We start from the raw sequence: 20,430 nt of genomic DNA, 5'->3' as shown, positions 1-20,430 counted from the left end.
CCGTCGCTGGGGTGGCACAGTGAAAACGGCGCCCGTGGTGCATGAAGCGGCAGTTCACAAGGGTGGCGAAACACCACCCGGATTGCAAGAGCCTGCGCGTCGCTCCGCGTGGCAGTGTAGAGCAATTGAAGCGGTTCACGCGATTTCTCCTTGTCCTGCGGCCTTCATCTGCGGGCCGGTCGGCTGGCGGGCGGCATCGAGCTGGGGCTGCGCCACCAGGCGCAGCGCAATCATGTGCTCGCAGGGCCCCTGGCGCAGCCGGTACTGCTGGTAGTGGTTGCAGCTGCAGCGCGCATCGGTCAGGCGCTCGTCGGCATCGAGTTCGAGCTGGGTGTCGAACAGGCGCTTGCCGTCGGCGCGCGGGATCTGGCCGGTGATGCGGCTGAACCCATCCTTGCGGTCGATGCGCGGCGGGGCAATGGCCTTGCCGCGCACCAGGGCCAGCGCCTTGTCCTCCTCGGGGTTGGCGGGCTGCAATTGCTGCGCCGTCAGCGGCTCGCGCAGCAGCTCGCGCCATGCGTAGCGCCCGGCGTCCAGGTCGTAGACCGCGCGCCCGGCCTGCATCCAGCGTGTCATGGCCGTGTGCACCTGGGCCGTGGACAGGCCCGTGGCCTGGGCCAGTTCCTGCGCGCCGGCCTGCCAGCACGACTGCAGTTGCCGGCCCACGGCCTCGACCTGGGCGGGCGTGACCTCGGCCTGCGGCGCCATCAGGTGAAAGCGTGCGCTGGCGGCCCAGTCGTTGGCGCTCCAGCCCGACAGGCCCAGCGTGACCGTGACCAGGCCCAGCTCGATCACCCAGAAGCTGGGCATGCCGCTGCCCAGCAGGTGCACGCGCACGCGCGTGGCCTGGGAGATCAGCCGCTCCAGCGTGAGCAGGCGGCGGCGCCCCCACAGGCGGATGGTGCCGCCGCCCGTGCCCATGGCATCGCTGACGACGTGCGAGCGCCGGGTGGCCAGGCGCTCCTCCCAGGGCTCGAACACCACGGTGGGCGGCTGTCCCGGCACCAGCTCGAAGCGCAGCGCGCGCGGGCCATGGCGCTCGCGCCGGGCACGCAGCCGCGCGCAGATGTTGAACAGGTCCATGGGGTGCAGCTCCAGCACGGTGGCAGGCAGGGCCATGGCGCTGGAGACCTGCACGAAGCCGCGCAGCCAGCTGTCGGGCAGGTCGATCTTTTCCTCGCGCAGCGCGGGGTCGCCGCCCACCTGCACGGCAAAGCCCGCCGGGTCCAGCGTCAGCCGCGTGTCCCGGTAGTTGCGGATCTTCTGGAATTCTTCGTAGAGGCTGGCCGAGTAGTCGATGTTGGTCGTGCCGCAGATGCGCTCGCCCGCATGCTCGAAGGCCTCGTGCCGGATGCTGACCGCGCAGTAGCTCGATTCGTCCTGGCTGAAGGCCTCGAACAGCAGCCGGTCCGGGTGCACGGTGATCACGGGGTCCAGCACATACCAGGCATCGCGGTTGGCCACGAACAGCCAGTCGAAGTACTTGCGCTGGGCCTTGTAGAAGGGCGAGAGCACCTGGTTGCGGGTCTCGCGCAGGTTCTTGAGTTCGGCGCTGATTTCCTTGGCGCGCGCCTGGGCGCCGCCGGTGTCGGCCATGAAGGTGGCCAGCATTTGCGCTTCGTGCTCCTGCAGCCATTCGCGGTAGGCCGTCTTGTCGCGGCCGCGCGTGCGCAGGTCGCTGACCACCACGCTGTGCAGCGCGGACAGCCCTTCGCGCACCTGCAGGTAGGCCGGGCCGTCGCGCCGGAGCAGGCCGTCGAAGCGCGTGGGTGGGCGCAGCAGGTCGGGCGCGAAGGAGAAGGCCTGCTCGGCCGCCGTGTCGTTGACCTGCGTGCTGCCGTAGTACTGATAGCGAAATTCCATGTCCGATCGACTCCGTGCCTTGTTGCGGCGCTCAGGTTGAAGACGGGGCCTGGCCGCGCCGCTCCGCCGCCAGGGGCTGCATGAAGCTTTGCGCCAGCTGGGGATGGCGCTGCACGATGTCGCGCAGCCCGGCCACATAGTCGGGCTGGTCGGCATGGCTGGCGCTGACCACCTGCCGCGCAAAGATGGCCGCCACCACGGCGGCGGTCTCGGGCGCCTGCACCTGGCTGCGCAGGAAATGCAGCACGCGCGTCTTGCTGGCGCGCGCGCGGTGCACCTGGCTGAGCACGGCCAGGAAGTAGGGCTGCAGCTCCTGCAGGCGCGCCGCGCGCTGCGGTGCGGGCTCGTCGGGCAGGGCGAGCAGCCATTGCGTGACGAACAGCTGCACGCTGGTGGCGGGGTGCTGGGCCAGACGCGTGAGGAAGAGGCTGGCCTCGGGCGCGCTCATGTGCTGCGCGAGCCGCTGGCGGCCCAGAGCCTGCACCCAGGGCTGGGCGTGATCGACCCAGCCGAGCAGCAGCTGCGGCGACAGGGCGCCGTCCGGCAGCCGCTGGCCGAACATCTCGCGTGCGTACTGCTGCGTGTCGGCAAACAGGGCGTCGGCCAGCGGCAGCAGCTGTTCGGCCTGCTCGGGCAGGGTCCGGTCCATGGGTGTGAGCTGCGCATCGATGCTCTGGCGGCTCAAGGCGCGCACGTCGGCATCGGCATGCCGGGCCAGCGTGGACCACTGGCGCAGCGTGTAGGCCTGCAGGTCCAGCGCCTTCAGGCCCCAGGCGCCGTAGCGCTGTGCGCCCTTGGCCTGCGCCTGCAGGGCGCGCCAGATGCCCGAGGCATCGCGGGCCGGGGCCACGGCGGCCAGCGGGCCGGTGAGCAGCCGCAGCGCCGCGTCGTGAACGCCTTCGGCCTTTTCCGCGCGGAACAGCACTTCGTGCAGGCGTTCGGCGATCTGGGCGTTGCAGCGCGTGTTGTAGAGGGGAGTGCTGGCCAGTCGCTCGACCAGGGGCGCTGCCGCTGCACGCAAGGCGGCATGCGGTGATACGGCGAATTCGGCCAGCATGGCGGCCTGCTCGCACAGCAGGTCATCGGCCAGGCTGCCCATGAGCCGTATGCCGCAGGCCATGCGCGCAGGTTCCTCGGATTCCAGCAGCCCGCGCAGCGCCGCCGGGGGCAGGGTCCGCAGGCCCTGCGGGTGTGCCAGCAGCCAGGCGGTCGCCATCTCCACCAGCGCCGTCACCGAATGCGCCAGCAGGTGGTGCAGCGGCGGGGCCGGGACGCTGGTGGCCTGCGCAGCCAGCGGGCCGTTGCCATTGAACAGCGCCTGCACGGCATCGCGGATATCGGCCAGCGCGGGGCTTTCTGCGTCCAGCGTGGGCAGCGCCGCCAGCAAGGCCAGGGCCACGGCTGCACCATCGGCATAAAACAGCAGGGCCAGGCCCTGGGTGCGCGAGCTGGCGGCCGGTGACAGCAGCAGGGCGGCCACCAGTTCGGTATCGCGCGCAGCGCCTGCGCGGTCACGCGACAGCCAGGCGCACAGGTAGCTGGCGGCAGGCCCGTCGCCGCATTGCGCAAGCGCCAGCAGCCAGGGCCGGCGTGCCGCATCGTCAGTCAGCGAGACCATGCGCTGCTGCGCGATCTGAAGGCCCAGCGCAGCCGCCGGTGCATAGGTTTTCTGCAGCAGCGGCGCGGTGGCCGCTGCATCGAGGCCGTCCAGAAAGGCCTTCTGGTCCTGCAGGGCGCGCGTGAGCGACCACAGCAGCAGCGTGGACTGCGAACGGCCCACCAGTTGCAGCAGTTGCCCGGGGTGGGCGTCCCACATGGCCGAAAGCCCTTCCACGCGCTGCGCGGGCAGCTGCTGCAGGTCCAGCGGCTCGTCGGTGTACCAGGTGTGGGCGCGGGCCGAGGCATGCAGTTGCGGCCAGCGCGGCAGCAGCAGCCGGGCGGCGAGCAGCCAGCGCGATTCGGGCAGGCGGCCGGAGCGCGAGGCAGGCTGGCCCGCGCAGCAGCGGTCCATGGCCTGGAGCAGGGCTGCGGCATGGGCGGCGCTTTCGCTGTGGTCGGCCGAGGCCATGCGCCGCAGCTGGCGCCAGCCGCGCAGGCGCAGGTACAGCGAGGTGTCGCGGCTGAAGACGGCACCCTCGTCGCGCGGGCCATCGAAGCGCGCATGCAGCACGGCCAGCAGGGCGTGGTCGCGCCGCCACTCGGCACGCTTGTGGATGCGCCGCAGGGCCGGCCACCAGGCGCGCGTGAAGGGGATGCGCTCCATCCAGGCCAGCAGCTGCTGGTGGACGGCGCCGTCGTGCGCGCCCAGCGCATCGGCCGCCAGCAGCGCCTGTGGCCCAAGGGCCTGGAAGAAGGCCTGTTCGGCCTGCGGTCCGTCCTCTTTCGGGCCGATTTCCTGCGGGGGAATCCCGGCCCACTGCGCCTGGTACTCCTGCAGCGCCGCCTGGCGTTCCTGCGGCGCCAGCAGGGCCAGCCAGGCCTGGTGCGCCAGATCGCGCGTGGCCTCGCTGGTGCCGCGTTGCGAGAGCGCCTGCAGGGCCACTGCCGCGCCGCCATCGCCCAGGCGCCCGATGAGGTAGGCCAGGCAGTAGTCGAGCAGATCGTCCCCGGTGCCCAGCAGCGCCACCAGGCGTGGAACCTGGGCATGCAGCAGGCGCTGGGCGGCGCCGCCGCGCGCGGGGTCCGCATACTCGGCCAGCCGCCACACCAGCCGGGCCTGCTGGCCCGAGGGCATCAGCCGCCAGGCGCTGCCGTCCAGGCGTTTGCACAGGGCGGAAATGGCGCCGGCCTGCAGGGCCGACTCCGGCAGGCCTGGCGGCACCGTGGCCTGTTCCCGGGCCGGGCCGGGGGAGGGCGCCGGGCCTGCTTCAGCATCCAGCTCCGCAAAGCCCTCATGGGACTGCAGCACATCGCCCGCGCCCAGGCGCTGGCGCAGGTAGGCCAGCGCGCGCTGGCGTGCAGGCTCCAGCGCCTGGGGCAAGGGGGTGAGCGTGCTGTCATCGACCTGCGCGACGACGCCGGCCTTCAATTGCGTGACCTGCAAGGTCACGACATGGCGCGCTGCGGTGGCCGTGGTGTCGCCGCCCGGCATCTCCAGGGCCAGCACCCTCACGGTGCTGATGCGTTCGTTGCGTCCCTGTGGCCGGGACAGTGTGGCGTGAGCAAGCAGATTCATGCGGCAGGCATCCAGTGCTTTTCCATGGAGGGTGTCGGCGTTCGTCGGCAGTAGTCGGCGGCTTTTGGCGGTACCTGGCGGTTCCTGGCAATGCCTGGCCGCCACCCTGGGTCAGATGGCCTTGCAGTGTAGTGGTGGCGTCCTGCAGGTGCGGCAACGCGCGTGTGTCCGTCTGTGCGCGCCTGTCCAGGTCTTTTCAGGTTTTCTCAGGTCGTTCCTGGTCAATTGCCGCTGCGCTTGTCCGATCCGGCCAGCAATGTCCCCGGCAAACCGTCCTCAATTTTCGTGGTGTCTTTGCGCGCGGATCTTGACTTCAAGTTCACTTGAACTTGAAGAATGCAACCCATTGTGAGCAACCGCCTGGAAGGCCTCCAGAGCCTGCGGTCCCGCCCCTTTTTCCGGCCCCGCCGCAGCCCCGGCAGCAGGGCCTTGCCCATCCCCCTCAAGGAGAGTCGATCCATGCCCGTTCTTCCCCGCCGCCGTTGCGGCGTGCCCTGTTCGGAGGCGCCCTGGCGGCGCTGGCCCTGCTTGCCGGCTGCCGCCCGCAGGCCGTGGGCGATGCCCACGCCAGCGACGGCCCGCCGCCTGCGCCCGAGGTGCTGGTGAGCGAGGTCGTGCCGGCCAGCGTGCGTGTCTGGGACGAGTTCAACGGCCGCATCGATGCCGTGGAGTCGGTCCAACTGCGCCCGCGCGTGTCGGGCTATATCGAGCGCATTGCCTTCAGCGAGGGGCAGGAGGTCCGGAAGGGCCAGTTGCTGTTCGTGATCGACCAGCGGCCCTACCGCGCCGCCCTGGCCAGTGCCGAGGCCGAGCTGGAGCGCACGCGCGCAGGCGCCGCGCTGGCCCGCACCCAGGACCAGCGCGCCCGCCAGCTGGTGGCCGAACATGCCGTCTCGCGCGAGGAAGCCGATACGCGCGCCGGCGCCCTGGCCCAGAGCGCCGCCCAGGTGCGCGCCGCCGAGGCCGCGCTGACGGCAGCCCGGCTCAACCTGGATTTCACCGAGGTGCGCGCGCCGGTCTCCGGCCGCGCGGGCCGCGCCCTGCTCACCGTGGGCAATCTGGCCCAGGCCGACCAGAGCGTGCTGACCACCGTGGTTTCGCAGGACCCGGTGTATGTCTACTTCGATGCGGATGAGCACAGCTTCCTGCGGCAGCAGCAGGCCGCCAAGGACACCAAGGGGCGGCCCGGCGTGCAGCGGCCCGTGCGTGTGGGGCTGGCCGGCGACGAAGGCTTTCCGCATGCGGGCAGCCTGGACTTCACCGACAACCAGCTCAACGCAGGCACGGGCACGGTGCGCATGCGCGCCCGCCTGCCCAATCCCGACCGCATGCTGACGCCGGGCCTGTTCGCGCGCGTGCAACTGCAAGACGCGCAGGGCGTGGGCGGCGAGCGGCAGACGCTGCTGATCGACGACAAGGCCGTGCTCACCGACCAGGACCGCAAGTACGTCTATGTGGTGGGCGAGGGCAACAAGGCCGAGCGCCGTGACCTGGAGCTGGGCCGCATGGTCGATGGCCGGCGCGTGGTGGACAAGGGGCTGGCGGCGGGCGACCACCTCGTGGTCGGCGGCCTGCAGCGCATCTACTACCCCGGCATGCCGATCAGCCCCAAGCCTGCGCCCGGCGACGGGCAGGCGGCGGTGGCCAAGGCGCCGGCCGTGGCCGCGCAGTGAACCGGGAAGCACCATGGACTTCTCCAAATTCTTCATAGACCGGCCGATCTTCGCGGTCGTGCTCTCCATCATCCTGTTCGCCGTGGGGCTGGTCGCGATTCCGCAGCTGCCCGTGGGCGAGTATCCCGAGGTCGTGCCGCCCAGCGTGGTGGTGCGCGCCACCTATCCGGGCGCCAATCCCAAGGAGGTCGCCGAGTCGGTGGCCGTGCCGCTGGAGGAGGCCATCAACGGCGTCGAAGGCCTGATGTACATGAAGTCGGTCGCGGCGTCCGACGGCAGCCTGCAGGTGGTCTCCACCTTCCGCCCCGACGTCGACCCCGACACGGCCGCCGTGCGCGTGCAAAACCGCGTCAGCCAGGCCCAGAGCCGTCTGCCCGAGGAGGTGCGCCAGTTCGGCGTGACTACGCAAAAGCAGTCGTCCACGCCGCTGATGTACGTGGGCCTGGTGTCGCAGGACGGCCAGCATGACGCGCTGTACCTGCGCAACTACGTCACGCTCAAGATCAAGGACGTGCTGGCACGCATTCCGGGCATTGGCGATGTGGGCATCTACGGCGCGGGCGACTACGCCATGCGCGTGTGGCTGGACCCGGACAAGGTGGCCGCGCGCCAGCTCACGGCGCCCGAGGTGATTGCCGCCATCCGCGAGCAGAACATCCAGGTCTCGGCCGGGCAATTGGGCGCGCAGCCCAGTCCGCAGAGCGCGGACAAGCTGCTGTCCATCAACGTGCGCGGGCGGCTGAAGACGCCCGAGGAATTCGGCAGCATCGTGCTCAAGGGTGGTGCGGACGGCCAGGTCGTGCGCCTGGCCGACGTGGCGCGCATCGAGCTGGGCGCCAGCGACTACACGCTGCGCTCGTGGAGCGACAAGAAGAACATGGCGGCCGTGGGCATCTTCCTGTCGCCGGGCGCCAATGCGCTGGGCGTGGCCGAGCAGGTCTACGCGGCCATGGACAAGCTGTCCCAGGACCTGCCCGAGGGCGTGGCCTTCGAGACGGTCTGGGACCCCACGGTCTTCGTGCGCGACTCCATCAAGGCGGTGCAGAGCACGCTGATCGAGGCCGTCATCCTCGTGGTGCTGGTGGTCATCGTCTTCCTGCAGACCTGGCGCGCCTCCATCATTCCGCTGCTGGCCGTGCCCGTGTCCATCGTCGGCACCTTCGCGGGGCTGTACCTGCTGGGCTACTCCATCAACACGCTGACCCTGTTCGGCCTGGTGCTGGCCATCGGCATCGTGGTGGACGACGCCATCGTGGTGGTGGAGAACGTGGAGCGCTACATCGAGGAAGGGCACACGCCCCTGGAGGCGGCCCACCTGGCGATGAAGGAGGTCTCGGGCCCCATCATCGCCATCGCCCTGGTGCTGTGCGCGGTCTTCGTGCCCATGGCCTTTCTCAGCGGCGTGACGGGGCAGTTCTACAAGCAGTTCGCCGTGACGATTGCCATCTCCACGGTGATCTCGGCCATCAACTCGCTGACGCTGTCGCCCGCGCTGGCGGCCAAGCTGCTGCAGCCGCGCGGCGCGCCGCGCGATCCGCTGGCGCGCGGGCTGGACCGCAGCCTGGGCTGGCTCTTCCGGCCCTTCAACCGCTTCTTCGACCGCAGCGCCCATGGCTATCAGAACTCGGTGGGGCATTCGCTGCGCCGCCGGGGCCTGGTGTTCGCGGTCTATGCGGCGCTGCTGGCGGGCACGGCCGTGCTGTTCCAGGCCGTGCCGGGCGGCTTCATCCCGCTGCAGGACAAGCTGTACCTGTTCGGCGGCGCCAAGCTGCCCGAGGGGGCTTCGCTGAACCGCACGGATGCGGTCACGCGCCAGATGGTCGATGCCGCCAAAAGCGTGGAAGGCGTGGACATGGTCGCCGCCTTCGCGGGCTTCAACGCGCTGCAGTCCACGACCACGCCCAACCTGACCAGCGCCTACATCATGCTCAAGCCCTTCGGCGAGCGCACGCGCAGCGCCGAAGCCATCAATGCCGAGCTGGGCGCGAAGTTCTCGCAGATCGAGGGCGGCTTCGCCTATGCGCTGATGCCCCCGCCCATCCAGGGCCTGGGCAACGGCTCGGGCTACTCGCTGTTCCTGCAGGACCGCGCGGGCCTGGGCTACGCGGCGCTGCAGCAGGCGCTGCAGGCCTTCCAGGCCGAGATCGCCAAAACACCGGGCATGACCTACCCGGTCAGCAGCTACCAGTCCAACATCCCGCAGCTGGAAGTCAAGGTGGACCGCACCAAGGCCAAGGCCCAGGGCGTGGCGCTGACCGACCTGTTCCAGACGCTGCAGGCCTACCTGGGATCGGTCTACGTCAACGACTTCAACGCCTTCGGCCGCGTCTGGCGCGTGATGCTGCAGGCCGACGCTGACCACCGCCAGACCGTGGAGGACATCGCCAGTCTGCGCACGCGCAATGCACGCGGCGAGATGGTGCCCATAGGCTCCATGGTCACCGTGGTGCCCAGCTTCGGGCCCGACCCGGTGCTGCGCTACAACGGCTTCCCGGCGGCCGATCTGATCGGCGACTCCGACCCGCGCGTGCTGTCCTCGGGCGAGGTGCTGGCCAAGCTCCAGGAGATCGCGCAGCGCACGCTGCCGCGCGGCATCGAGCTGGCCTGGACCGACCTGAGCTACCAGCAGGTGGAGCAGAGCAACGCCGCGGCCGTGGTCTTCGCCATTGCCGTGATGCTGGTCTTCCTGGTGCTGGCCGCGCTCTACGAAAGCTGGACGCTGCCGCTGGCCGTGATCCTCATCGTGCCCGTGTGCATCTGCGCGGCGCTGTTCGGCGTCTGGCTGGCCGGAGGGGACAACAACGTCTTCGTGCAGGTGGGGCTGGTGGTGCTGATGGGGCTGGCCTGCAAGAACGCCATCCTGATCGTGGAATTCGCACGCGAGCTGGAGCTGCGCGGCGTGGGCATCGTCGATGCCGCGCTGCAGGCCTGCCGCCTGCGGTTGCGCCCCATCGTCATGACCTCGATCGCCTTCATCGCGGGGGCCGTGCCCCTGCTCATCGGCGGGGGGCTGGCAGCGAGGTGCGCGCGGCCACGGGCGTGACGGTGTTCTCGGGAATGCTGGGCGTGACCCTGTTCGGCCTGTTCCTCACGCCGGTGTTCTATGTCACGCTGCGCCGGCTTTCGGGCCGCGCGCTGACGGGGCATGCGCCTGCGCATTCCACCGGGCCTGCCCAGCCCGCCTCCCTGGAGTCCCCACATGCCTGAGATACGCAAGTCCCTGAGCCGCCACGCGCTGGCGCTGGCATCCGCCGCCCTGGTGGGCGGCTGCGCGGTCGGCCCCGACTTCAAGGCGCCTGCGGCGCCGCGGGCCGCAGCGCAGTTCGCGCGGGCCGAGCCTGCACCGGCCACCCCGCAGGCCGAGCCCGACGCCGCCTTCTGGCGCCAGTTCCAGGACCCGCAACTGACGCAGCTGGTGGAGCGCGCGCTGGGCGACAACCAGGACCTGCAGGTGGCGCTGGCGCGGCTGGACGGTGCCCAGGCGCTGCTGCGCGAAAGCCGCTTCGACCAGTTGCCCACGGTCACGATGTCGGGCCGGGCCACGCAGCAAAAGCTCAGCGAGAGCGAGGCCTTCTATGGCCCGCGCAGCCAGCGCAGCTACACCGCCGGATTGGCCGCGAGCTGGGAGATCGACGTGTTCGGCCGCGTGCGGCGCAGCATCGAGGCGCGGCATGCCGACCTGCGCGCCGATGCGGCCGACCTGGCGGCCCTGCAGGTGGCCATTGCGGCCCAGGTGGCGGGCAGCTACGCCGACCTGCGCGGCTGGCAGCAGCGCCTGGCCTTGGCGCAGGCCAATGCGGCCAACCAGCAGGACACGCTGCGCCTGGTGCAGCTGCGCCTGGCGCACGGCAGCGGCACCGAGTTCGACCTGGCGCGCGCCCAGGCCCAGCTGGAGGCCACGCGCTCGCGCATTCCCGCGCTGCAGGCGCAGATCGCCATGGCGCAGCACCGGCTGGCCGTGCTCACGGGCCAGGTGCCCGAGGCGCTGATTGCCGCGCTGGATGTGCCTGCCGCCCTGCCGCAGCTGCCGCCGGCCATCGACCCCGGCACGCCGGCCGGCCTGCTGCGCCGGCGCCCGGACGTGGCCGTGGCCGAGGCACGGCTGCATGCGGCCACGGCACGCATCGGCGTGGCCACGGCCGACCTGTTCCCGCGCCTGTCGCTGGGCGGGCTGCTGGGCAGCACGGCGTTGCATGGCGGCGCGCTGTTCGAGGGCGCCAGCGCCCGCAGCAGCGTGTTTCTGGGCGTGGACTGGTCCTTTCTCGACGTGGGCCGCGTGCGGGCGCGCATCGCGGCCAGCGAGGCCGGCGCCCAGGCTGCGCTGGCCCAGTACCAGCAGACCGTGTTGCTGGCGCTGGAGGACACGGAGAACGCCCTGGTGCGCCTGCAGCGCACGCGCAGCGAAGACGCCCACCTGGCGCAGGCCGCCGAGCAGCGCCAGCGTGCCGAGCAACTGGCGCAGCGCCGCTACCAGCTGGGCAGCGTGGGCCTGTACGAAGTGCTGGATGCGCAGCGCGACCTGTATGCGGCCCAGGACGCGGCCGCCGACAGCCGCGCGCGCGGCCTGCGCGCCGCCGTGGCGCTGTACCAGGCCCTGGCCGGTGGCTGGGACGGAAAGCTGCCGCCGGCCTGAGCGTGCGGCGCGCATTGCCACAAGGGACGGCCAGGCGCCGTCCCTTTTTTCTTGTCCGGCGCACCCGGTGAAAACCACGAGTACCAGGGGCTTGCCTCATTTTTTTCTTATCGGATAATTTTCTCATTGGAAAAAAATGGAGCGATGGATGATGGAAAGCCAGGTTCTGGATTTCGCGGTGATCGGTGGCGGCATGGCCGGTGCCTCGGTGGCCTGGCGGCTGGCCGGGGGCGGCGCCTCGGTAGTGGTGCTGGAACGCGAGCCGCAGCCCGGATACCACGCCACGGGCCGCTCGGCCGCCATGTTCATGGAGAGCTACGGCACCGCGCAGATACGCGCGCTGACACGCGCCAGCCGTGACTTCTACAGCGCGCCGCCCGAAGGTTTTTGCGAGCACGCGCTGCTGCAGCCGCGCAGCGTGCTCTACATAGGAACGGCCGGCCAGGAACCCCAGCTGGACGAGGCCCTGGCCATGTACCGCCGCGACGGCCTGCGCGCCGAGCGCATCGACGCGCGCCAGGCCTGCGCCCTGGTGCCCTGCCTGCAGGAGAGCCTGCTCGTGGGCGCCGTGCATGACCTGGACGCCATGGACATCGACGTGGCCGAACTGCACCAGGGCTTTCTGCGCGGCATGGCGCGTGCCGGTGCGCGGCTGCGCTGCGGCGCCGAACTGTCGGGCGCCGAACGTGAGGTGGATGGTGATGGCCAGGGCCTGTGGACCCTGGTGCTGCAGGACGGGTCGCAGGTCCGCGCCCGCGCCGTGGTCAATGCCGCAGGCGCCTGGGCCGATGCCGTGGCCCGGCTGTGCGGCGCGCGGCCGCTGGGCATCGAGCCCCGGCGCCGCTCGGCCTTCACCTTTGCCGCACCCGAGGGCGAGGACATCCACGGCTGGCCTGCCGTGATCGGCGTGGACGAGAGCTTCTACTTCAAGCCCGATGCGGGCCAGCTGCTGGGCTCGCCCGCCAATGCCGATCCCGTGCCGCCGCACGACGTGGTGGCCGAGGAACTGGACGTGGCCATGGGCATAGACCGCATCGAGACACTGACCCGCCTGCGCATACGCCGGCCGCGCCATGTCTGGGCCGGGCTGCGCAGCTTTGCGCCCGACGACGACTTCGTGATCGGCTGGGATGCGCAGCGCGAGGGATTTTTCTGGCTGGCCGGGCAGGGCGGCTACGGCATACAGACGGCGGCCGGTGCCTCGGCCGCCGCGGCCGCACTGCTGATGCGCGAGCCGCTGCCCGCCGAGCTGCTGGCGCAGGGCGTCGATGCCCTGCGGCTGAGTCCGGCGCGCTTCGCGGCCTGACCCGTCATCCCTTTTTCACCTTTTCAGCCCCCGCAACACACAACAATCCAAGGAGACAGGCATGGGTGCATTCAAGGAAGTGAGCAGGATTGCCGGCGCCTTCGTCGGCGTCATCGTCGGGGCGGGCTTCGCCTCGGGGCAGGAGATATTGCAGTTCTTCGCGGGCTTTGGCGCCATCGGCCTGGCGGGCTGCCTGGTGGCGGCCCTGGCCTTCGTCTTCCTGTCCATGGCGTTCTCCACCATGGGCCAGCGCCTGCAGGCCGGCTCGCACAAGGAGGTGGTGCAGGCCCTGCTGGGCCGGCATGTGGGCATGGTGTTCGATGTGCTGATCACCTTCTTCCTGTTTGCCATCACGGTGGTCATGCTGGCGGGCGCAGGCTCGCTGCTGCACCAGTGGCTGGGCCTGCCCGAGGTCTGGGGCAGCGTGCTGGCCACCGTGGCCACGGTGCTCATCGTCTGCCTGGACGTGGGCCGGGTGATCGCCTTCATCGGCGCCGTCACGCCGCTGCTGGTGTTCATGACCGTGGTGGTCGCCGGCTACGTGCTGCTGACGCCCCACGGCGACATGGCCGCGCTGGAGGCCGCCGCCGCCTCCCAGCCCCGGGGCGCGGGCCACTGGCTGGTGGCCGCGCTGCTCTACGTCTCCTACAACGTGGTGGCGGGCATGCCCTTCCTGGTGATCATGGGCGGGCAGGCCAGCTCGCGCCGCGTGGCGCTGTGGGGCGGCGTGGCGGGCGGGCTGCTGCTGGGCCTGCTGATGCTGATGATCGCGGCCGCGATGTACTGGCGCATGGACACGCTGGGCGGCCTGTCCATGCCCATGCTGTCGCTGGCCACGCAGATCTCGCCCTGGCTGGGGCACCTGATGTCGCTGGTCATCTTCGGCATGATTCTCAACACGGCCGTGGGCATGCTCTATGCCTTCGTGGCCCGCATCCTGCCGGCCGGCACGCCGCGTTTTCGCTGGGGCACGGGCGTGGCGGGCGTGCTGGCCCTGGGCGGCAGCTTCGCGGGCTTCATCACGCTGGTGGGCATGGTCTACCCGGTCTATGGCTACATCGGCTTCGCCCTCATGGCCTGCGCGCTGGTGGGCTGGCTGCGCATGGGCCGCAGGCAGGCGCCCGGGGCCGGCCTGCGCGGCGCCTGACGGCCGGGCCTGACCCTAGAATCGGGCGGTCGCCAGCCCCGATCGCCCGCTTCATGCCCAGCCCCCGCACCAGATCCAGCCCCAGGTCCAGCCCCAGGTCCAGCCCCAGGTCCAGCCCCAGGTCCAGCACTCTCCCCACGCCAGACCAGGTCCTCGCCGCCGTGCTGCCGGGCGCCCGCACGGCCGCCGCCATGCCTGCGGGCAAGCACGAAGTGGGCGCCAAGCTGCGCAAGGCGCGCAAGGAGCGCGGCCTGACGCTGCAGCAGGTGGCCGAAAGCAGCGGCCTGGCCGTGTCCACCATCTCCAAGGCCGAGCGCGGCCAGATCGCGCTGAGTTACGAGAAGGTGCTCATGCTGGGCAACGCGCTGGACATCGACATGACACGGCTGTTCATGGTCGGGGACGCCCAGCAGGCGGCCGGCGACACGCCCACCGTGGTCAAGGACTGCTTCGAGGACGTGCAGCGCTACGAGACCGACCAGTACCTCTACAGCGTGCTGTGCGGCGCCTTCCCGGGCAAGAAGATGCAGCCCCTGGTGGCCGTGATCAATGCGCGCGAGGCCGGCGAATTCTCGGAGACCATCCGCCATGCGGGCCAGGAGTTCGTGATGGTGCTCTCGGGCCGGGTGCGCATCCTGTTCGAGAACGGCGAATCGGTGGAGCTGGGCCGCCACGAGGCGGCGTATTTTGACAGCGGCGTGGGCCATGTGTATGTGAGCCTGAGCCGCCAGCCGGCTCAAGTCGTCTCTGTCTGCAGCTGAAATGGTTAGCACCCCCTGAGCGGCTGCGCCGCTTCCCCCTCTCTCGCTACGCGGGAGGGGGACGACACCCTCGGTGCGGGGCGGCGCGGCCGGCATAGGCCCTTCCTCGGTGTCTCTGGCGTGGGGGTGCGCTAGTTTCATAGGTCGCGCCTCTTGTTTGGGGCGCAGGCCGTTTTTCTGGGGGAATCCTCGTGCCCGGCACGGCCGCCCCGGAGTTCCTACAATCGCTGCCCATGAGCCTGCCCCAGTACACCCGCGCCAAAGAGCTTCCCGCCATCCTTGCCAAGCGCCTCGTCATTCTTGACGGCGCCATGGGCACCATGATCCAGCGCTTCAAGCTGGGAGAGGCCCAGTACCGGGGCCAGGGCTACACGGGCCCCGGCAGCGTGGGCGACCGCTTCAAGGACTTCCCGCATGACGTCAAGGGCAACAACGAGCTGCTGTCGCTCACCCGCCCCGACGTGATCCGCGACATCCACGACAAGTACCTGGCCGCCGGCGCCGACCTGATCGAGACCAACACCTTCGGCGCGACCACGATTGCGCAGGACGACTACCACATGGCCGATCTGGCGCGCGAGATGAATCTCAAGAGCGCCCAGCTGGCCCGCGCGGCCTGCGACAAGTACAGCACGCCCGGCCATCCGCGCTACGTGGCCGGCGCCCTGGGCCCCACGCCCAAGACGGCCAGCATCAGCCCCGACGTGAACGATCCGGGCGCGCGCAACGTGAATTTCGAGCAGCTGCGCCAGGCCTACCTGGAGCAGACGCTGGCGCTGATCGAGGGCGGCTCCGACGTCATCCTGGTCGAGACCATCTTCGACACGCTCAACGCCAAGGCCGCGCTGTTCGCGGTGGACGAGGCCTTCGAGCAAAGCGGCGAATGCCTGCCCATCATGATCAGCGGCACGGTGACCGATGCCTCGGGCCGCATCCTGTCGGGCCAGACGGTGACGGCCTTCTGGCACAGCGTGCGCCATGCCAACCCGCTGTCCATCGGCCTGAACTGCGCGCTGGGCGCGGCGCTGATGCGCCCCTACGTCCAGGAACTGAACAAGGCCGCGCCCGAGACCTTCATCAGCTGCTACCCCAACGCCGGCCTGCCCAATCCCATGAGCGACACGGGCTTTGACGAAACGCCCGAAGTCACCAGCCGCCTGGTGCACGAATTCGCGTCCGAAGGCCTGGTCAACATCGTGGGCGGCTGCTGCGGCACCACGCCGGACCACATCGGCGCCATCGCCAAGGCCGTGGGCAGCACGCCCACGCGCCGCCTGTTCTACCCGGAATCGGCCTGATGGCCCGGGCGGAGCCTCTGACATGAGTTCGCCGCTGCCGCCCGTCCCGTCCCCTGCCGCAGGGCTGCCGCTGCCCGTGGCGGCGCCTGTCTCCGGCCCGGCCGCTGGCGCGCCGGTGGCGCCACAGGCTCCGTCCGGTGCGGTGGCGCCGGCTTCGCCCGCGTCACCCGCTTCCCCCGCGTCACCCTCCATTCCCGTCACGCCGCCAGCGGCCACGGCCGTGCGCTGGTCGCCCGAGATGCTGCAAAGCCTGCGCCTGCAGGCCTTCGAGCAATTGGTGGCCCAGCTGGCGCGCCAGGTCCAGTCCAGCCCCGGTGCGCCCGCGCCGCAGTGGCCGGCCAGCGGCGTGTCCGAGGCGCTGGGCCGGCTGCTGGAGGCCTTGCTGGCCCAAGTAGGTACCCAGCAGGGCCAGGCCCTGCAACTGCTGGCAGCCCAGCCGGGTTCGGCGGCCTTGCTGCAGGCGCTGGCCGCCGGCACGACAGCTGGTACAGCGGCAGGTGCAGCGGCAGGTACAGCGCCGGCCGGAGGGCAAGCGCAGCCATCCCAGAGTCCGCAGACGGGGACATCAGCCTCTGCCCAGGCCGGCGCCGCGCCGCAGGCGGCGTCTTCCTCGCCTGCACTGCAGGCAGCAGCCTCCCTGCAGCCCTCTGCTGCCGCAGTGACGCTGGCCGTGGCAGCCGCCAAGGCCAAGGTGGTGGATGCGCTGCTCGCCGGATCGGGACTGGCGCCGCAGGCTGGTGCCAGCGCGCCTGGAGGTGTTGCAGGCGGTGCCACCCAGACCCTGCCCGCGCTGCAAAGCTGGTGGGTGCAGCAGGGCACGCTGCTGACGCCCCAGGGCGAGCGCGGCTTCACGCTGAGCCTGCAGGTGCCCCAGGCCTGGGCCCAGGCGCAGGGCGCGGCCATGGCGCTGGCGGCCGCATCGGCTTCCGCGCCGGGTGCGGCCCCTTTCACGGCGGCGGCGGCCCTGCCTGCGGGCGCCGCGCTGCCCTTGGCGGGCGCGCAGGCCACGGAGCCGGGCCTGCGCCTGCCGCTGGATGCCTCGCTGCAGTCCCTGGCCTCGGGGCCGGTGGCCGTGGTGGTGCAGCCGCGTGGCGCCGATGCGCTGCGCACCAGCGCCCTGCTGCTGCTGGAGCTGCAGCCGCTGCGCCAGCCGGGCGGCGCCATGGCGTCGCCGGCCGGCCTGGCCTCGGTGGCTTCGCTTTCGCCTGCGCTTGCGCAGGAGGTGCAGCAGATGCTGCAGCAGCGCAACGATCCCTGGCTGCACATGGCGGCGGCCCAGGCCTCGGGCGCCTTGCCGCGCGAGCGCCGCGCCTTCGAGCACCAGTCGCATTTCTGCACCACCGAAGGCTGCCAGTACGAGGGCCGCGCACCCTGCGCCCAGCCTTTTTGCAGCGAGATGAACCGTCTCTGGGACGTGTCGCGTACCGAGCGAAGCCGCTGACGACCTGGCCCCGGCCCGGGGCCGCCACGCTACGAAACTGACCGGGCCTGACGGTGGCGTGGTCATCGTCGGCCCCAGCTTTCATAATGCCGGCTGTCGTTCGCCATCTGCGCGGATGACGTCTTTGGCCGGGATGTGCAATGAATGTGCAGCGATCATGCTGCGATCTGCATCCTGGCTGCCTCCAAGTCGCTGCAAGCCACCAGCCCGCCGCGCACCTTCCAGCCACCTCTGTCGTGGCAACCCCCGTCGCCGTTTGCGCATGCCCCCGGGCCGCGCCGGTGTTGTGCCATCTTTCATTTCCAGGAACCCGTTCAGGATGCGTTGTACCTCCCGCTTGACCCTTGCTTCTCTCGCCGTTGCGGCTGCCCTGCCGGTGGCTGCCCAGTCATCTGCCACAGGCTCCAACGTCACCATCAGCGGTTATCTCGACGCTGGCGTGTTCCGGGATTTCGACAAGACCAGCAAGCTGGGCACGATTCAGCGCAGCAACCTGGCGATTGCCGGTTTCGAGGACCTGGGCGGAGGCCTGAAGGCCACCTTCCGGCTGAGCACGCGTTTCGACCTGGACACGGGCCTGACCGAGGACTATCCGAAGAAGCCCTTCTGGCATGACGAGTCCACCGTGGGCCTGCAGGGCAGCTGGGGCCATCTGCGCCTGGGCCGCGCGCTCAGCGCCATGTGGAGCCAGGAGTGGCAGTTCGATCCCTGGGGCAACTTCAACCGCATCGCCTCGCCGGCCTGGCACATGGCCCACTACCTGACGCCGACCGACCGCGCCAGCAACAACGGCTCGCCCGAGTACGGCCGCATGTCCAACGGCGTGTTCTACGACTCGCCCAAGTTCGGCGGATTTTCGCTGCACCTGAGCGCCTCGCCCGAGCGCACCGAGGCGCCGGGCCGCCAGGGCCGTGCGCGCTCGGTGTCGGTCAACTACGACCAGGGCGCGGTGGCGGCCATGCTGGCGCACGAGCGCAACGGCAGCGGCGACACCGACCTGTACATGGGCGGCAAGTACCGCATCGGCACGGCAGCGGTGATGCTGGCCTATGACCGCAGCAAGTCGGGCACGCCCGGCACGGGGCCCGACAAGTCGCGCATGGTCTCGCTGGGCGCCACCTACGGCATCGGGGCGACCACGCTCAAGGCCAGCTATGCACGCCAGCGCCTGGACCGCGATACCAACAACATGCTGTCGCTGGGCGCCGAGTACGCGCTGTCCAAGCGCACCATGCTCTACACCAGCCTGGGACACCAGCGCTACGAGAACCAGAGCTCGCGCACCGCTTTCGGCGTGGGCATGGCCCATTCCTTCTGATCAATGCGCTTCCCAGCGGCCTGACTGGGCAGCGCTGGTGATCCTGGCCAGGCCTGGAGCCGGCATGGGCTGAGGGGTTGCGGGCAGGGCGGTGAGTTCCAGCCCTTGCTCCAGCTTGAAGACGCTCACGGCCTGCTGCAGGCCATAGGCCTGCTCCTGCAGGGACTGGGCGGCGGCGGCGGCTTCCTCGACCAGGGCGGCGTTCTGCTGGGTGACCTGGTCCATCTGCGAGATGGCCTGGTTGATCTGCTCCAGGCCCGCCGTCTGCTCGACGCTGGCGGCCGTGATCTCTCCCATGATGTCGGTCACGTTGCGCACGCTGCTGACGATGTTCTGCATGGTCTGCCCGGCCTGAGCGACCAGGGCAGAGCCGGTGCTGACCTTGCCGTTGGAGTCCTCGATGAGCAGCTTGATTTCCTTGGCCGCATCGGCGCAGCGCCGCGCCAGGGCGCGCACTTCGGCCGCAACGACGGCAAAGCCCCGGCCCTGCTCGCCCGCGCGGGCCGCTTCCACGGCCGCGTTGAGCGCGAGGATGTTGGTCTGAAAGGCGATGGCGTCGATCACGCCGATGATGTCGGCGATCTTGCGCGAGGAGGCATGGATGGCGCCCATGGTGTCCACCACCTGGGAGACCACCTCGCCGCCTTGCTGGGCGACGGCCGAGGCCGAGGCCGCCAGCTGGTTGGCCTGGCGCGCGTTGTCGGTGTTCTGACGCACCGTGACGGTGAGCTGCTCCATGGAGGCAGCGGTTTCTTCCAGCGAGCTGGCCTGGTGCTCGGTGCGTACCGAAAGATCGTTGTTGCCCGAGGCGATCTGGCTGGAGGCCGTGGCGATCGAGTCCGTGCCACTGCGCACCTGCCGGACGATGTGGATGAGGCTCTGGTCCATGCGGTGCAGTGCGTGCAGCAGCTGGCCTGTTTCGTCGGTGGTGGTGGCCTGGATGCGGCGCGTCAGGTCGCCTTCGGCCACGGCCTGGGCCACGCCCAGGGCCTCGTTCAGCGGACGCGCCACGATGCGCGCCAGCGTGAGCGCCAGGGCCAGCCCCAGCAAAATGCTGGCTCCCAGCAGGCCGACCACCCAGATGCGTGCGCTGCGGTAGAGGGCGTTGGCATGGTCGTTGGCCTGCTGTCCGCCTTCGTGGTCGATCTGCACCATGCGGTCGATCTGGTCATACAGGCGTCGGCTCAGCTCCAGCGATTCGCCCTGGGCCAGCACCAGGGCTTCGTCCTTGCGGTCATTGCGCGCCAGGGCCATGACCATGGCGTGCTCCTTGGCGTACTCGTTGCGCAGCCGGCCCAGTTCGTCGTAGGCGGCCTTCTCCGGCGCGGAGCTGATGAAGCTGGCGTAGTTGTCGTAGCTGGTCTGGGTCTTCTTCCACAGCTCGCCCATGATCCTGTCGAAGGCACCGATGTCCTGCTCGCTGGTGGATATCAGGTACTGCAGCTCGTTGACGCGGTAGCGGGCCGTGGTGGCGCGGATGTCGAGCAACATGCGTGATGAAGGCATCCAGCGCGTGGCGATATCGATGGACGCCTGGTTGATCCGGCTGAGCTGCAGCACGGCATAGAGGCCCACGAAGGTGGTCAGCGCCAGGACGGCCACGAAGGCCAGCAGCAGCTTGGAGGAGATCTTGAGATTGCGAAAGGCTTGCATGGCGAAGTCCTGTAGGCGTGTCCCTTGAACGGCAAGGGGAAAAAAGGCGTGCAGCAGGGCGCACCTTGCCTGCCGTGCAGAGCAAGGTGGAACGGGTATCAGCGAAAGAGAAAACGAGGGCCGCAGTGCCCGCTCAGGGTGGGAACCAGCCCGAGGTCCGGC

11 protein-coding genes and 1 pseudogene are annotated in these 20,430 nt (G+C 70.2%); 9 read left to right on the top strand and 3 right to left on the bottom strand.

The features are described 5' to 3' along the window. Positions 1-135: 135 nt before the first annotated feature. Together BO996_RS02230 and BO996_RS02225 are read right to left on the bottom strand one after the other, a co-directional pair. Positions 136-1,863, bottom strand: a complete 1,728-nt coding sequence (locus tag BO996_RS02230) for an SWIM zinc finger family protein (RefSeq protein WP_071953899.1) — start codon at positions 1,861-1,863, stop codon at positions 136-138. Between the two features lie 31 nt (positions 1,864-1,894). After that, the gene (locus tag BO996_RS02225) at positions 1,895-5,038 is read right to left on the bottom strand and encodes a hypothetical protein (RefSeq protein ID WP_071953898.1); all 3,144 of its coding nucleotides are present in this window, start codon (positions 5,036-5,038) and stop codon (positions 1,895-1,897) included. A 482-nt stretch (positions 5,039-5,520) separates the two neighbouring features. Between BO996_RS02225 and BO996_RS02220 the strand changes: the two genes are divergently transcribed. The 9 genes and pseudogenes from BO996_RS02220 (at position 5,521) to BO996_RS02175 (ending at position 18,615) form a co-directional block, all read left to right on the top strand. Beyond that, on the top strand, positions 5,521-6,711 hold the full coding sequence (locus BO996_RS02220; protein WP_232240453.1) for an efflux RND transporter periplasmic adaptor subunit: 1,191 nt from the start codon (positions 5,521-5,523) through the stop codon (positions 6,709-6,711). Then, positions 6,653-9,918 (top strand): annotated as a pseudogene (locus BO996_RS02215) (efflux RND transporter permease subunit). Before BO996_RS02220 ends, BO996_RS02215 begins: the two are co-directional and overlap by 59 nt. After that, positions 9,911-11,344 (top strand): efflux transporter outer membrane subunit, encoded by a 1,434-nt coding sequence (locus BO996_RS02210; protein WP_043823460.1) that lies wholly within the window; start codon positions 9,911-9,913, stop codon positions 11,342-11,344. Before BO996_RS02215 ends, BO996_RS02210 begins: the two are co-directional and overlap by 8 nt. A gap of 151 nt (positions 11,345-11,495) precedes the next feature. Further along, complete coding sequence (locus BO996_RS02205; protein WP_269667644.1) at positions 11,496-12,650, top strand: NAD(P)/FAD-dependent oxidoreductase; 1,155 nt, start codon at positions 11,496-11,498, stop codon at positions 12,648-12,650. Positions 12,651-12,711: 61 nt separating this feature from the next. After that, positions 12,712-13,797: a YkvI family membrane protein gene (locus BO996_RS02200; protein WP_012202106.1), complete on the top strand. Its 1,086-nt coding sequence runs from the start codon at positions 12,712-12,714 to the stop codon at positions 13,795-13,797. Between the two features lie 161 nt (positions 13,798-13,958). After that, positions 13,959-14,558 (top strand): helix-turn-helix domain-containing protein, encoded by a 600-nt coding sequence (locus tag BO996_RS02190; protein WP_065344899.1) that lies wholly within the window; start codon positions 13,959-13,961, stop codon positions 14,556-14,558. Between the two features lie 233 nt (positions 14,559-14,791). Further along, positions 14,792-15,856, top strand: a complete 1,065-nt coding sequence (locus BO996_RS02185) for a homocysteine S-methyltransferase family protein (RefSeq protein ID WP_043823294.1) — start codon at positions 14,792-14,794, stop codon at positions 15,854-15,856. 22 nt (positions 15,857-15,878) lie between these two features. Next, positions 15,879-17,297 carry a Fe-S oxidoreductase gene (locus BO996_RS02180; RefSeq protein WP_071953895.1) on the top strand — a complete coding sequence of 473 codons (1,419 nt, stop codon included), beginning with the start codon at positions 15,879-15,881 and terminating at the stop codon, positions 17,295-17,297. A 319-nt stretch (positions 17,298-17,616) separates the two neighbouring features. Then, positions 17,617-18,615 (top strand): porin, encoded by a 999-nt coding sequence (locus tag BO996_RS02175; RefSeq protein WP_012202110.1) that lies wholly within the window; start codon positions 17,617-17,619, stop codon positions 18,613-18,615. Here BO996_RS02175 and BO996_RS02170 read toward each other — a convergent pair whose 3' ends face one another. Further along, on the bottom strand, positions 18,616-20,268 hold the full coding sequence (locus BO996_RS02170; protein WP_071953894.1) for a methyl-accepting chemotaxis protein: 1,653 nt from the start codon (positions 20,266-20,268) through the stop codon (positions 18,616-18,618). Positions 20,269-20,430: the final 162 nt, after the last annotated feature.

This window comes from Delftia sp. HK171, assembly GCF_001886655.1.
GTDB classification, from domain to species: domain Bacteria; phylum Pseudomonadota; class Gammaproteobacteria; order Burkholderiales; family Burkholderiaceae_C; genus Comamonas; species Comamonas acidovorans.
This window is presented reverse-complemented; position numbering and strand designations above follow the sequence as displayed.